General features: G+C 55.2%; 14 protein-coding genes, 1 tRNA gene and 2 pseudogenes. 13 read left to right on the top strand and 4 right to left on the bottom strand.

All coding sequences use genetic code 11. The features are described from left to right. Nucleotides 1-571: pseudogene (locus R6T97_RS14680) on the bottom strand (hypothetical protein); the annotation flags it as partial. A 619-nt stretch (nucleotides 572-1,190) separates the two neighbouring features. Here R6T97_RS14680 and R6T97_RS14685 point away from each other — a divergent pair. Together R6T97_RS14685 and R6T97_RS14690 are read left to right on the top strand one after the other, a co-directional pair. Further along, entirely contained in the window at nucleotides 1,191-1,949 is a 759-nt protein-coding gene (locus R6T97_RS14685; protein ID WP_410350036.1) for a response regulator transcription factor, read from the top strand. Further along, complete coding sequence (locus tag R6T97_RS14690; RefSeq protein ID WP_410350037.1) at nucleotides 1,946-2,464, top strand: hypothetical protein; 519 nt, start codon at nucleotides 1,946-1,948, stop codon at nucleotides 2,462-2,464. Before R6T97_RS14685 ends, R6T97_RS14690 begins: the two co-directional genes overlap by 4 nt. 245 nt (nucleotides 2,465-2,709) lie before the next feature. Here R6T97_RS14690 and R6T97_RS14695 read toward each other — a convergent pair whose 3' ends face one another. Further along, nucleotides 2,710-3,219, bottom strand: coding sequence for a MarR family winged helix-turn-helix transcriptional regulator (locus R6T97_RS14695; protein ID WP_410350038.1), 510 nt, complete (start codon nucleotides 3,217-3,219; stop codon nucleotides 2,710-2,712). Between the two features lie 212 nt (nucleotides 3,220-3,431). Between R6T97_RS14695 and ectA the strand changes: the two genes are divergently transcribed. The 4 genes from ectA to R6T97_RS14715 are packed head-to-tail and all read left to right on the top strand — an operon-like array spanning nucleotide 3,432 to nucleotide 7,137. After that, nucleotides 3,432-3,965, top strand: a complete 534-nt coding sequence (gene ectA / locus R6T97_RS14700; RefSeq protein ID WP_410350039.1) for a diaminobutyrate acetyltransferase — start codon at nucleotides 3,432-3,434, stop codon at nucleotides 3,963-3,965. Between the two features lie 52 nt (nucleotides 3,966-4,017). Beyond that, nucleotides 4,018-5,310, top strand: coding sequence for a diaminobutyrate--2-oxoglutarate transaminase (gene ectB / locus R6T97_RS14705; protein WP_410350040.1), 1,293 nt, complete (start codon nucleotides 4,018-4,020; stop codon nucleotides 5,308-5,310). 5 nt (nucleotides 5,311-5,315) lie between these two features. After that, nucleotides 5,316-5,711, top strand: coding sequence for an ectoine synthase (locus R6T97_RS14710; RefSeq protein WP_410350041.1), 396 nt, complete (start codon nucleotides 5,316-5,318; stop codon nucleotides 5,709-5,711). Nucleotide 5,712: 1 nt separating this feature from the next. Further along, a complete protein-coding gene (locus tag R6T97_RS14715; RefSeq protein ID WP_410350042.1) occupies nucleotides 5,713-7,137 on the top strand; it encodes an aspartate kinase in 1,425 nt (474 codons plus the stop codon). 196 nt (nucleotides 7,138-7,333) lie between these two features. On the opposite strand, the gene R6T97_RS14720 is transcribed toward R6T97_RS14715, so the two are convergent. Next, nucleotides 7,334-7,423, bottom strand: a tRNA-Ser gene (locus R6T97_RS14720). A 142-nt stretch (nucleotides 7,424-7,565) separates the two neighbouring features. Here R6T97_RS14720 and R6T97_RS14725 point away from each other — a divergent pair. The 3 genes from R6T97_RS14725 (at nucleotide 7,566) to R6T97_RS14735 (ending at nucleotide 8,875) form a co-directional block, all read left to right on the top strand. Beyond that, nucleotides 7,566-8,039, top strand: a complete 474-nt coding sequence (locus R6T97_RS14725; RefSeq protein WP_410350043.1) for a DUF2059 domain-containing protein — start codon at nucleotides 7,566-7,568, stop codon at nucleotides 8,037-8,039. After that, a complete protein-coding gene (locus R6T97_RS14730; protein WP_410350044.1) occupies nucleotides 8,036-8,398 on the top strand; it encodes a hypothetical protein in 363 nt (120 codons plus the stop codon). The genes R6T97_RS14725 and R6T97_RS14730 overlap by 4 nt, the downstream gene beginning before the upstream one ends. Nucleotides 8,399-8,470: 72 nt before the next feature. Further along, entirely contained in the window at nucleotides 8,471-8,875 is a 405-nt protein-coding gene (locus R6T97_RS14735) for a hypothetical protein (RefSeq protein ID WP_410350045.1), read from the top strand. On the opposite strand, the gene R6T97_RS14740 is transcribed toward R6T97_RS14735, so the two are convergent. Beyond that, the gene (locus tag R6T97_RS14740) at nucleotides 8,872-9,219 is read right to left on the bottom strand and encodes a hypothetical protein (protein WP_410350046.1); all 348 of its coding nucleotides are present in this window, start codon (nucleotides 9,217-9,219) and stop codon (nucleotides 8,872-8,874) included. The two genes, R6T97_RS14735 and R6T97_RS14740, sit on opposite strands and share 4 nt — an antisense overlap. A 179-nt stretch (nucleotides 9,220-9,398) precedes the next feature. On the opposite strand from R6T97_RS14740, the gene R6T97_RS14745 reads away from it, so the two are divergent. The 4 genes and pseudogenes from R6T97_RS14745 to obgE form a co-directional block, all read left to right on the top strand. Further along, nucleotides 9,399-10,082: a 50S ribosomal protein L21 gene (locus R6T97_RS14745; protein WP_410350047.1), complete on the top strand. Its 684-nt coding sequence runs from the start codon at nucleotides 9,399-9,401 to the stop codon at nucleotides 10,080-10,082. Between the two features lie 11 nt (nucleotides 10,083-10,093). After that, nucleotides 10,094-10,363 carry a 50S ribosomal protein L27 gene (rpmA, locus tag R6T97_RS14750; RefSeq protein ID WP_410350048.1) on the top strand — a complete coding sequence of 90 codons (270 nt, stop codon included), beginning with the start codon at nucleotides 10,094-10,096 and terminating at the stop codon, nucleotides 10,361-10,363. A gap of 128 nt (nucleotides 10,364-10,491) precedes the next feature. Continuing rightward, complete coding sequence (locus R6T97_RS14755) at nucleotides 10,492-11,034, top strand: GNAT family N-acetyltransferase (RefSeq protein WP_410350049.1); 543 nt, start codon at nucleotides 10,492-10,494, stop codon at nucleotides 11,032-11,034. Nucleotides 11,035-11,194: 160 nt separating this feature from the next. Next, a pseudogene (obgE, locus tag R6T97_RS14760) lies at nucleotides 11,195-11,697 on the top strand (GTPase ObgE); the annotation flags it as partial.

An 11,697-nucleotide genomic window follows, 5' to 3' on the forward strand; every position in this document is an offset into this window, starting at 1 on the left:
GATTATCGAGCGTGTCGTTGTCGACCAGATTGTTCGACTGCCCGATCCCAAAAGCGTTGCTGTTGCCATCCCCAAAGGTCAGGTCGTTCAGCATATCACCCATGTTCAACTCGTTACCGGGATCATAATTCATATCGCCTTTAACACCGAACACATTGCCGACCGATGACTGATCGGTCATGTCGATATCGATGAAGTCATCATCGCGCGGTATCCATTCGCCTTCACCGAAGTCGACGTGGACGTTGTTGTTTACGGCGTTTGAGTTGTCGTTGTTGCCGTTTTCGTTATCGACGGTCTGGCCCTGCAACTGGCCTTGAAGCTGACCTTGATCTTGGTCCTGATCTTGATCTTGATCCTGTTTCTGCTTTTGATCTTGATCCTGTTCTTGCTCATTCTCAAGTTCGGCTTCGTTTTCGACATCGACCGATTGCTGCTGGGCTTGTGCATCAATGTCGATGTCAGCTTCCTTTACAAACACATCGGTGTCGAAATCTGCATCAACATGCTTGACGTCGACCTCTCCGATATGGGTGTGGTTGCTGTTAAGGGGTGCTTTTCTTTGTGACATTTGTTGGTCCTCCAACACACCCGGCTGGTCACTACTCATGTAAAAAGTGACAACTGGCAGGTGCTTTAGGGTTTGGGGTTACGTGAAATCACCGAAACTCATTCCCGTACAATCGTACCATCGGAACAGTTCGGCACTTTATAGATTGCGTCCATGGTCCTCCTTTGATTGCATGCAGGGGCGTGACCGCTGCGGGCCGGGGATTTGAGCTAAGAGCGAGGCTCCGCCGACCGGTGAAAATCAGTTTCGGCAATGGCTGCGTCATTGCAGGCCATGAATGCAAACTCTCACTTTCGGCGCAAATTCGATAGTTAGACGAACGATTATGATATGGTTAAGGCCTTGAGATAAAGTAATAATTTTTAATTTCGTGCAAGGTCCGACCAACCATGCATCCAGAGGCTAACCAAACGCGCTATAGCCTCGTGGGTGGCGCATTGTCTTACACTGCTCGCCCAACTGCCCACCTGAAAAGGCTCCCTTGGCGATGGTTTGATCTTAATCAATCGGTCACCTTCGAGAGCCTGTAAAATCCGATTCACAGAACTGACAAGGTATCCTTCGGGGTATGTTCGCATTGGTGCACGAAGACATGGCACCAGAAAATTTGGGAATTGATATGCAGAAACGTAAGTCAGATTCCTTCGACACCGCTGCCGTAAATTTTGGTCAGAACCGTTTCAAAAATATCTTTGCATTCCTTGGAAGCGGCCTGGTTTTTCCAAACTGTATCCTGCGGGTTGCCGAGCAAGAGGCCGGCGGCGTGCATGCGGTGCGACTGGACGGCCCGAACGATCTGTACGGGCTGGCCCGCGATGAACAGGTTGTCGTCAGGAAGGTATTCTTTGATGACCGGTTCGCCCCCGAGGTTTTTCGCGACCTGGCCGGTTATAAGTTGGTCTTGCCTCATGCGGACTGGATTCTGGCTTATCATGATCAGACTGTCGCGGGGCAGCTCTTGGCAGAGCGCGTCGACAAGCCCGTGTTGGCAGGCATTCTGCTATTGCAAATGAATTTACCGATTGGACCCTGGTCATCGATGTTGCGGCTTGCCCTTTCGGGTCAGCTGGTTGCAGCCACCGATCTGATCGCCCCCCAAAGTACCGCCGCAAAGATCAGGCCGGATGCGCAGAACGGCTACAAAAAAATGGCGGTTGTGCCGCCTGCTTCAGGGAACCACGGGCTTACCCGACGCGAAAAAGAGGTGCTGGCCCTTGTGTCGCAGGGGGGAAGCAACAAGATGATCGCTCACAAGATGTCGTTGTCCGAACACACCGTGAAACTTCACCTCCACAACGCGACCAACAAGATCGGCGCGCGAAACCGAACCGAAGCGGCCACGTGGTATCTGTCGCGGCAACTCGGGATCGGGCCATGAATGCCAATCAACTGCGCGGTCGGGTCCCGTACACCGCTGAATTTGATGAAATCCTACTGCTTGTCGGGCGGCTGAACTATACGTGGACGAATACAGAAAGCTTGCTGCTGCACCTGATAGCGGGTTTGTCTGGCACAACCAAAGACACTGCTGTCGTCATTTTCCTGACCTTGAACACCACGCGTGCACGCGTGGATCTGGTAGAGCGGCTTGCCAAGATGCCGGATCGGGATCCTGTAGAGCGTGACAGCGTGCTGGGCCTGACACGCCGGCTGATGAAACTATCCGGTGCGCGCAATCGCTTTAACCACTGCATTTATGCATTTGATCCCGAAGGCGGGCCACCGAAATCCATCCTGATGCGGATCGCCGACCGCAAGGACATGATCCGTATGGGACAAACCATCGATCTGGATGCCGCGCAAATTGAAAAAATGCGGCAGTCGATCGCCGATCTTGCGCATATCAATCAGGAAATCTGGTGCCATATCGCTGATTATGCATATCCACGCTGAACGCAGCATAAGTTGCGCGGGCAGGGCGGTCCGGTCAAATGCACACAAGGCACAGGTTGCCAAGATCATAACATTGTCTGACGACGCGCATTCCGCCGGATAGCAGCCAGATTCGGTTTTTGCAGGATTGTTCCTCTGATCCGCCCGCCCCCAAACGGTGGCCCCGTCCTTGACAGTTCATGGTATCACAAGGTGAGACGATATCAGAATTGAGGAACGGTCGGCTTGTCGTACCAGACCCGGCGTTATGGTTTTTGGAATTCGTCCGCAGTGAGCACCGGAGAGGCGTCGATTTCATGAGCGTCCAACATGGTTGCAACCCGCTCGAGCGACGCGACAAGTTGTGCCTGTTCCCAGTCCTGCATCTGGTCGAAGGCCCGCACAAAGCGCTGCTGCAAAGCATCGGGCGCGTCGCGGACTTGCTGCCGACCATGTTCGGTAATGACCACATTCGTTTGACGCCGGTCCGTTTCTGACCGCTGGCGCACGATCAGCTTCAAAATCTCCAGTTTATCAATAATTGTCGTGATTGTGGCCTGTGCAATCCCCATCTGGCTTGCCAGTGCTTTCGGCGTCGCGCTTCCGGCTTGTTTGTGGTTCAAAATTTGCAGCACGCGAAGTTGCGCCGGTGTCACACCGGTGGAATGCGCGAGTTCGCGGTCGAAAAGTGATGTTGCCCGCAGAATGCGGCGCAACGCGATGAGGCATTCATCAATGCGTTCTGAGGACTGGATCGACATGTCATAGGATCGCATGAATTTGTACAGTGCTTCAATATGTAAAGTATCTCCTCGGGAACAGCTTCGAAACACGAAGGATATAAAGCTTTTAAACTTGATATTTCTGGCCCGTAATACCTAAAATAAGCAAAAACCGGCTATTTTGGATATTATTGTAGTTAGGCTGTTGAATTAAATCCTTCATGCAGTATGTATGAGCCGATCCTGAAACAGCTCAACGAGAACCCATGCTGAATGATAACAACGATACCCGCCGCCGAACGGTTTGCCTTCGAAAGCCCGAGGCAACCGATGGACCCGAGATTTGGTCGCTTGTGAAGAGTTGCAAACCGCTCGATGAAAATTCGATGTATGCGAACCTGATTCAAGCCGACCATTTCAGCGAGACCTGCGTAGTTGCAGAGGTGGACGGACAGATCGCGGGCTGGGTGTCCGGCCACATGATCCCCGACACAAACGAGATTTTTGTGTGGCAAGTGGCTGTCGATCCGGCGGCCCGCGGGCTTGGCCTTGGCAAACGCATGTTGATCGAGCTCATCGAGCGTGAAGCCTGTGCCGATGCAACGGCACTCAAAACGACAATCACGCGTGACAACGACGCGTCATGGGCACTGTTCAAGAGCTTTGCCCGGCACATCGGGGGCTCTCTTGACGATGAGCCGCATTTTGAACGCGACGCACACTTCGAAGGTCAGCACGCGACCGAGCACATGGTGACGATATCGCTTCCAAAGGTAGACGCGCTTAGCCGCGCGGCCTGACCTCTTCCAGCAGACTAATATTTTCAACGCATCTGATGCGAAAGGAAAACTTATGCCTAAAGATATGACATCGAAAGACATCTATACACGACGCGAGAGTGAAGCGCGGTCCTATTCGCGCAGTTTCGACACCGTCTTCGTCAAGGCGCGCGGCTCGGAACTCACCGATGATATGGGCCGCACCTATATCGATTTTCTCGGGGGCTGTTCTTCGCTGAACTACGGTCACAATGACCCGGATATGAAACAGGCGCTGATCGATCACATCACTGCCGACGGCGTCTCGCACGGCCTTGACATGCATACTGATGCCAAGTCGCTGTTTCTCGAGGCGTTCGAGGACATCATCCTCACCCCGCGTGGCATGGACTACAAGGTGATGATGACCGGCCCGACCGGCACCAACGCTGTCGAGGCAGCCATGAAGCTTGCCCGCAAAGTGACGGGTCGGCGCAATATTCTGGCCTTTACCAACGGGTTTCACGGCATGACCATGGGCGCATTGTCCTGCACAGGCAACTCGGGCAAACGCGCCGGCGCGGGCGGTGGGCCGCTTTGCGGCGTATCGCGTATGCCTTACGAAGGCGCCTTTGGCGACGATGTAGATACGCTGTCCCAGATCGAGATGATGCTTGAGAACCCCTCAAGCGGGATCGACGCACCTGCGGCGTTTATCGTTGAACCTGTACAGGGTGAAGGTGGGCTGAACGCCGCCAGCACGCAATGGTTGCAGGGCATTGCACGCTTGGCCAAAAAGCATGGCGCGCTATTGATTGTCGATGATATTCAGGCCGGCTGCGGTCGCACTGGAACATTCTTTTCGTTCGAAAAAATGGGGATCGAGCCGGACCTGATCCCGATGGCCAAGAGTTTTTCGGGCATGGGGCTGCCCTTTGCCGCGCTTCTGGTAAAGCCAGAGCATGATATCTGGAAGCCCGCAGAGCACAACGGCACGTTCCGTGGCAATAACCATGCTTTCGTGACCGCGCGCGTCGCGCTTGAGAAATTCTGGGCTGATCGCAGCTTTGAAAAGGTCATCGCACGCAAATCAGAGCTACTGACCGAAGCGTTGAACAACATCGCCTCGCTTATTCCGGGCGCCAAGCTGAAAGGGCGCGGCATGATGCAAGGCGTCGATGTTGGCTCGGGCGAGCTGGCAAGTGATATTTGCGCACGTTGCTTCGAGAAAGGGCTGATTATCGAGACATCGGGTGCCCATGATGAAGTGGTCAAGGTTCTGGCACCATTGACCACACCGGAAAAAACGCTGCACGCGGGATTCAACATCCTGCTTGATGCAACGCGCGACGTACTAACCCAACAAAAAACACTGGCAGCGGAGTAACAACTATGATTGTTCGCGACTTCAACGAAATCATCAAGAATGAACGCGACCGCGTTGTATCGGATGCGCAATGGTCATCGGTTCGGATGTTGCTGGCAGATGATGGTATGGGTTTCTCGTTCCACATTACCTTCCTAGAGCCGGATTCTGAGCACACGTTCGAGTATAAGAACCATTTCGAGAGCGTTTACTGCATGCAAGGCAAAGGCTCGATTACCGATCTGGCCACGGGTGAGACGCACGAGATCCATCCCGGTGTGATGTATGCGCTGAACGAACATGACCGGCATGTGCTGCGAGCCGAAGAAGAACTGGTGATGGCGTGTGTCTTTAACCCGCCGGTGACAGGCACCGAAGTGCACCGCGAAGATGGCTCTTATGCACTGTCCGAGGAGGCTTGAGATGAGCCATACAGTCGAAAAAATCGGCGGCACGTCGATGGACCGTATCGACAAGCTGCGCGATACACTGTTCATCGGGGATCGTGACCCTGACGATGTCTATCAGCGTGTCTTCGTGGTCTCCGCGTTCGGTGGTATCACAAATCTGCTTTTAGAGCATAAGAAAACGGGTGAGCCGGGTGCCTTCGCGGCCTTTGCAAACAAAGATAATGACCATGGTTGGTACGCGCGGCTTGACCGCGTGGCCGAGGCGATGATGGACGTTCATTCCAAGGTGCTTGATACGCCCGCAGATATCGAACGCGCCGATGCCTTCGTGCAAGACAGGCTGGAGAACGCACGTAACTGCCTGACGGACCTGCGCAGATTGTGCTCTTACGGCCATTTCCGATTGTCCGAAAACCTTGCACAAACACGCGAGATGCTATCGGGGCTAGGCGAGGCGCATTCCGCCTTTGTGACCACACTTATGTTGCAGCGTGCGGGCATTAACGCCCGGTTTCTCGACTTGTCGGGCTGGCGCGACGAGGATGTGGTGAGCCTTGATCAGCGTATCACGAGTGCGATGAAGAACGTCGACCTGACGACTGAATTGCCGATTGTCACCGGTTATGCACAATGTGCCGAAGGGTTGATGAGAGAATATGACCGCGGCTATTCCGAAGTGACCTTTTCAAGGCTGGCGGCATTGACCGGAGCGCGCGAGGCAATCATCCACAAGGAATTCCAGCTATCGTCAGCCGACCCCAATCTGGTGGGCGCGCACGCAGTCCGTAAACTCGGACGGACGAACTATGACGTGGCAGATCAGTTGTCCAACATGGGGATGGAGGCGATCCATCCGAAGGCAGCAAAGACGTTGCGGCAGGCACAAGTGCCGTTGCGCGTGACCAACGCCTTTGAACCGGACGATCCCGGAACACTGATCGATGACCAGCCGACCGACACGCCGGCAGTCGAAATCGTGACCGGTCTGGAGCTCTTTGCGCTTGAGCTTTTCGAACAGGACATGGTGGGGGTGAAAGGGTATGACTCGGCGATCCTCGAAATCCTGAGCAGGCATAACGTGCGTATCGTTTCGAAAGTTTCGAACGCCAATACGATCACGCACTATGTTGATAGCTCTATGAAGGTTCTGCGACGTGTCGAGAAAGATCTTGCCAAACTTTATCCATCGGCTGAAATCTCCTTGCGCGCCATCGGCATGGCATCGGTGATCGGGCGTGATCTTTTGGGGCTGTCGGTTCTGACGCGTGGTCTTCAGGCGATTGCGCAAGCCGGGTTGGAAGCCATCGGGGCGAGCCAAGGGCCACGCAATGTGGATGTTCAGTTCATTATGGAGCGAGACGCGCTTCATTCTGCAATCGAAGCCCTGCACTCTGCACTTGTTGCGGAAACACACGTTCAAATCCCTGTTGCAGCATAGCGCCAAGGCAGTTTTGGGTTGCAGCGAACGGTTGCCCGGGCTGAAAATTTCTGCCCGCGCTGCGCACTTGGCCTGGTCCCACACATCAGCAATGCATGGCTGTTTCGATTAAGTCACGGTCTCGCTAAGATTGATTGGTCAATGACGGTGGTCAGTGAGCTGGATTCAATATCTGCAATAAAGAGCAACTGTATATTGGCGGAGAGACAGGGATTCGAACCCTGGGTGGGCTTGCACCCACAACGGTTTTCGAGACCGCCCCGTTCGACCACTCCGGCACCTCTCCGCGGGGGTCAGTTCGCGTGTTACTGTGCGCGGCAGGTCTGCGCAAGGCCAATTCGGGCGCTCCTGACAATTGCGTGCGCGCACTTGGCAAAGTGGGGGTAGGGTGGCTATCTGTGTTTTGAATATGATTGACGAGGCTTGTTATGAACCGCTTTGCGACCCCGCTTGCTATTGCCCTTTCGCTGTCGATGACGTCCCTTTGGGGACAGCCGACCGATGAGACGAAGGTGGATCAATTGCTCGAGGCTCTTGGCATGCCTGAGATAATTGAAATCATGCGCAAGGAGGGGCTGTCCTATGGCCAGACGCTGGCCGAGGATATGATCCCCGGCGGTCCGACAGACCAATGGGACATGGCTGTATCGACGATCTACGATACCGAGATGATGTACGAAGAAGTGCGCGGTGCCTTTGGTGAAGCCGTCGCAGGCGACGATATCGACGCGATGCTGGATTTCTTCACCTCCTCGCCGGGAGAGAAGATCATCAAGCTCGAAGTAAGCGCGCGCCGTGCGATGCTGGATGAAGCTGTCGAAGAGGCCAGCAAGGAGAATGCCGCGATTGCGATGATGGATAAACGCCGCGGTATGTGCTGGTGCAGGAATTCGTCGAGGTGAACGACCTGATCGAGGCCAATGTCGTGGGTTCGCTCAACTCCAGTTATGCATTCTACACAGGCTTGATAGATGGCGGTGCGATGCCTGCCGATGTCACCACGGAAACCGCGTTGCAAAACGTCTGGTCGCAGGAACCCGATGTGCGCAGTGATACGACCGAGTGGGTCTATTCATTCTTGCTGATGGCCTATCAGCCGCTCTCTGACGCAGAGCTTGAGGCTTATATCGCATTCTCAAGGACCGAAGCAGGGCAGGATATGAGCGGTGCGCTGTTCTCGGCCTTTGACGGCATGTTTGATGATATTTCGCGCGGGCTTGGGCTGGCGTCTTCGCGGTTCATGGTCAGTCAGGAACTCTGAAGAACCGCCCCTTGGCTTTGGCGCATGCCCGCGTATGGTGCCACTATAACCAGCCGATAAGGACACGACCTATTGCCTTCTTTTAAATACGCCGTTCTCGCCCTTGGTCTGCTCGCTGCATGTGATCAGACCGCATCGATTGCCCCGCAGGCTGATCTGCCGCCTGACGATCCGCGGCAGGCAGAGCTTTTGGCGGCTGAGTGCACGATTTATTTCGCAGCCGTCACAAAGCTGCAAGCAGAAGGGCGCCCACTGCGCGCCAACCCGACACGCGGTTGTCCACCCCAAGCGGCGGCGGTACCTGCCGATATCAACGCCATGGCAAGCGTGCCGCCGGTCACAATCGGCTATCCGCTGGCGCTCTATGAACGGATGATTGCGCGTGGCATACCCGCAGATGCTGCGGATGATATCTCGAAGTCCAAAGCGTTCTGGGATCTTGTCGCCAAGCGCGATAGTCTGATTGCTGGTTTCTAGCCACCGTAGACCATTAATGCGGTGACCAGCGCGCCCGGTGTGACCTGATAAAGGCCCATGTTGGATTGCAACTGGATGATCCGGGCAGGGCGGTCACTGTCTGGAATGCGGGCCGCGTCCATCGCCTTGGTGAGCATAGGTCCGCCGCCAGCCCGAATATCGGCCTTGATCGTTTCATAATTTGATTTGACGATCAATTCGACCGCACCCCGGCGCTTTTCATAGGCGGCATTGCCGATGACAGGCTTTGTCCCCGTTGCCGTTAACATAAGCGGATTGCCAAGGTGATCGTCCCCTTGCGCGCAGGCCGCGATAAGGAGAAGGGTAATCAGGGATAGGCGCATGGGGCTTTAGCCTTCTTTTTGGTGTTGACTTACAGGGGCATTGGTCAGATACAGCGCCATCGCTGCAAGGGTCTTGCAGGACGTTATGCGAAAACTCGCCCACGGGCGCGCTGTCCACAGGTACCAAACGCCGGATGAAACCGGGGCCTCAGCGACGCGAAAGACAAAAGGAAATACATATGTTTGCGGTTCTCAAAACCGGCGGCAAGCAGTACAAAGTTGCTTCTGGCGACGTACTTCGTGTCGAAAAGCTTGCTGCGAAAGCAGGCGACAAAGTCCAATTCAACGAAATTCTGATGGTCGGCTCCACTGTGGGTACACCAACGGTCGATGGCGCCGGCGTCCAGGCCGAGGTGATCGACCAGATCAAGGGCGAAAAGACGATCAACTTCGTCAAGCGCCGTCGTAAGCACGGCTCGCAGCGCACCAAAGGCCACCGTCAGCAACTGACATTGGTCCGTATCGCTGAGATTCTTGAAAATGGTGCCGACAAGTCCGGCGTCATGGCTGCCGTTTCCGGCGCGGGCATGATGACAGTATCGGGTGCCAATGGCGCACCGACATCCAAGAAAGCGGCTGCAGCGGCTGAGCGTGCATCGACACCGAAGGCCGAAAAGCCAAAGGCTGCACCCAAAGCGAAAGCGGAGCCAAAGGCCGCTGCTGGCGCTGACGACCTGAAAAAGCTGTCCGGCGTTGGCCCGGCACTTGAAAAGAAGCTGCTCGAAGCTGGTGTGAAGACATTTGACCAGATTGCAGCATGGACAGAAGCTGATGTGGCTGAGATGGACGAGAAACTATCGTTCAAAGGCCGTATCGAACGTGAAGGCTGGATCGCGCAAGCGACCGAGCTGGCAAAAGGCTAAGGAGAGACCAAATGGCACATAAAAAAGCAGGCGGTTCATCCCGTAACGGACGCGACTCTGCGGGTCGTCGTCTTGGCGTCAAGAAATTCGGCGGTGAAGCTGTCATCCCCGGCAACATCATCATGCGTCAGCGCGGCACAAAGATGTGGCCGGGCATGGGCGTTGGCATGGGCAAGGATCACACGATCTTTGCGACTGTCGATGGCGCAGTCAAATTCCACAAGGGCCTGAAAGGCCGTACCTTTATTTCGGTTCTCCCGGTGGCAGAGGCCGCAGAGTAAGCCGATAATTCCAAGGTGGCAAAGTTTTGGGGATCGGTATTCACCGGTCCCCTTTTTTATTCATGTTCTTGCCACCATGTAGCTCTAAAGCTTGGCGGGGAACAAAGTTGTTTTCGGGGAGGGAAGCAATGCGACACGAGGATATCACCGTACAGGAAACGATAGCGGCCACGCGTCTTGTCTTGCGGCCTTTCCGCAAATCCGACGCCGGTTTGATCGCGATGTACGCGGATGACGACCGTGTTGCCCGTGGTACGCGCGCGATGCCACACCCGCTTCCACCTGGTTCCGTTGAGGCGATGATCGAGCGCGCTACCGCCGCAAAGCGGACAGAGGATGTGTGGGTTATCGACGGGTCGGACCATGGTCACGCAGAGGCCTTGGGGTTAATCAGCCTTGAACGGATGGACCGCGCGCAATCCGAGGTTTTCTACTGGATCGCGCCTGCTTTCTGGAACACCGGTTACGCAACCGAGGCTGTGCGCGCGCTCATCGCCGCCAATCCGCATCAGTCCGACCGCATCTTTGCCGAAGTGTTTCAAGACAACCCGGGGTCGGCACGTGTGCTGACAAACTGCGGCTTTGATTATCTGGGCGATGCAGAGGCGTTTTCGGTCTCGCGCAAGGCCACTGTGCCAACTTGGACCTATACGCTCAAACTGGGCTCATGATGGCCCTTTTTCTTTAAGGCCCTTGGATAAAATGTTCTCCGCCATTTGTGTCGGGAGTCTTGGGACATAGATCTTGCGGTCTGCTTCCTGTGCGGACTGCTTGAGAGTCCACCCGCAGTAGTTTAACGGCTGACACGATCAGCTTTGGAAAGCCAGAAAAATGAAATTCCTCGATCTTGCTAAGGTCTATATCCGGTCCGGTTCCGGTGGCGCGGGCTGTATTTCGTTCCGCCGCGAAAAATTCATGGAATATGGCGGACCTGACGGCGGCGATGGCGGCAAGGGCGGTGATGTCGTTGTTGAAGCTGTCGACGGCTTGAATACGTTGATCGATTTTCGCTATCAGCAGCATTTCTTTGCCAGCAGCGGCCAGCACGGTATGGGCAGCCAGCGCACCGGCAGGGATGGCGAGGCGAAAGTGCTTCGCGTGCCTGTCGGTACCGAAATTATTGATGAAGATCAGGAAACCGTCATTGCCGACCTGACCGAAGTTGGCCAGAAGATCGTGATCGCCAAGGGTGGTAATGGCGGCTGGGGTAACCTGCGCTTCAAGACTGCGACCAATCAGGCACCGCGCCGCGCCAACCCGGGACAAGAGGCGATCGAGCGCACAATCTGGCTGCGCCTGAAACTGATCGCCGACGTGGGCCTTTTGGGGATGCC

It is taken from the genome of Yoonia sp., assembly GCF_046498525.1.
Taxonomy (GTDB): domain Bacteria; phylum Pseudomonadota; class Alphaproteobacteria; order Rhodobacterales; family Rhodobacteraceae; genus Yoonia.

Coding starts and splice junctions, on each gene's coding strand:
- R6T97_RS14740 (WP_410350046.1), bottom strand. CDS start 9,219: ATGCGCCTATCCCTGATTACCCTTCTCCTTATCGCGGCCTGCGCGCAA.
- R6T97_RS14755 (WP_410350049.1), top strand. CDS start 10,492: ATGCGACACGAGGATATCACCGTACAGGAAACGATAGCGGCCACGCGT.
- R6T97_RS14685 (WP_410350036.1), top strand. CDS start 1,191: ATGCAGAAACGTAAGTCAGATTCCTTCGACACCGCTGCCGTAAATTTT.
- ectB (WP_410350040.1), top strand. CDS start 4,018: ATGCCTAAAGATATGACATCGAAAGACATCTATACACGACGCGAGAGT.
- R6T97_RS14715 (WP_410350042.1), top strand. CDS start 5,713: ATGAGCCATACAGTCGAAAAAATCGGCGGCACGTCGATGGACCGTATC.
- ectA (WP_410350039.1), top strand. CDS start 3,432: ATGCTGAATGATAACAACGATACCCGCCGCCGAACGGTTTGCCTTCGA.
- R6T97_RS14695 (WP_410350038.1), bottom strand. CDS start 3,219: ATGCGATCCTATGACATGTCGATCCAGTCCTCAGAACGCATTGATGAA.
- R6T97_RS14725 (WP_410350043.1), top strand. CDS start 7,566: ATGAACCGCTTTGCGACCCCGCTTGCTATTGCCCTTTCGCTGTCGATG.
- R6T97_RS14745 (WP_410350047.1), top strand. CDS start 9,399: ATGTTTGCGGTTCTCAAAACCGGCGGCAAGCAGTACAAAGTTGCTTCT.
- rpmA (WP_410350048.1), top strand. CDS start 10,094: ATGGCACATAAAAAAGCAGGCGGTTCATCCCGTAACGGACGCGACTCT.
- R6T97_RS14690 (WP_410350037.1), top strand. CDS start 1,946: ATGAATGCCAATCAACTGCGCGGTCGGGTCCCGTACACCGCTGAATTT.
- R6T97_RS14710 (WP_410350041.1), top strand. CDS start 5,316: ATGATTGTTCGCGACTTCAACGAAATCATCAAGAATGAACGCGACCGC.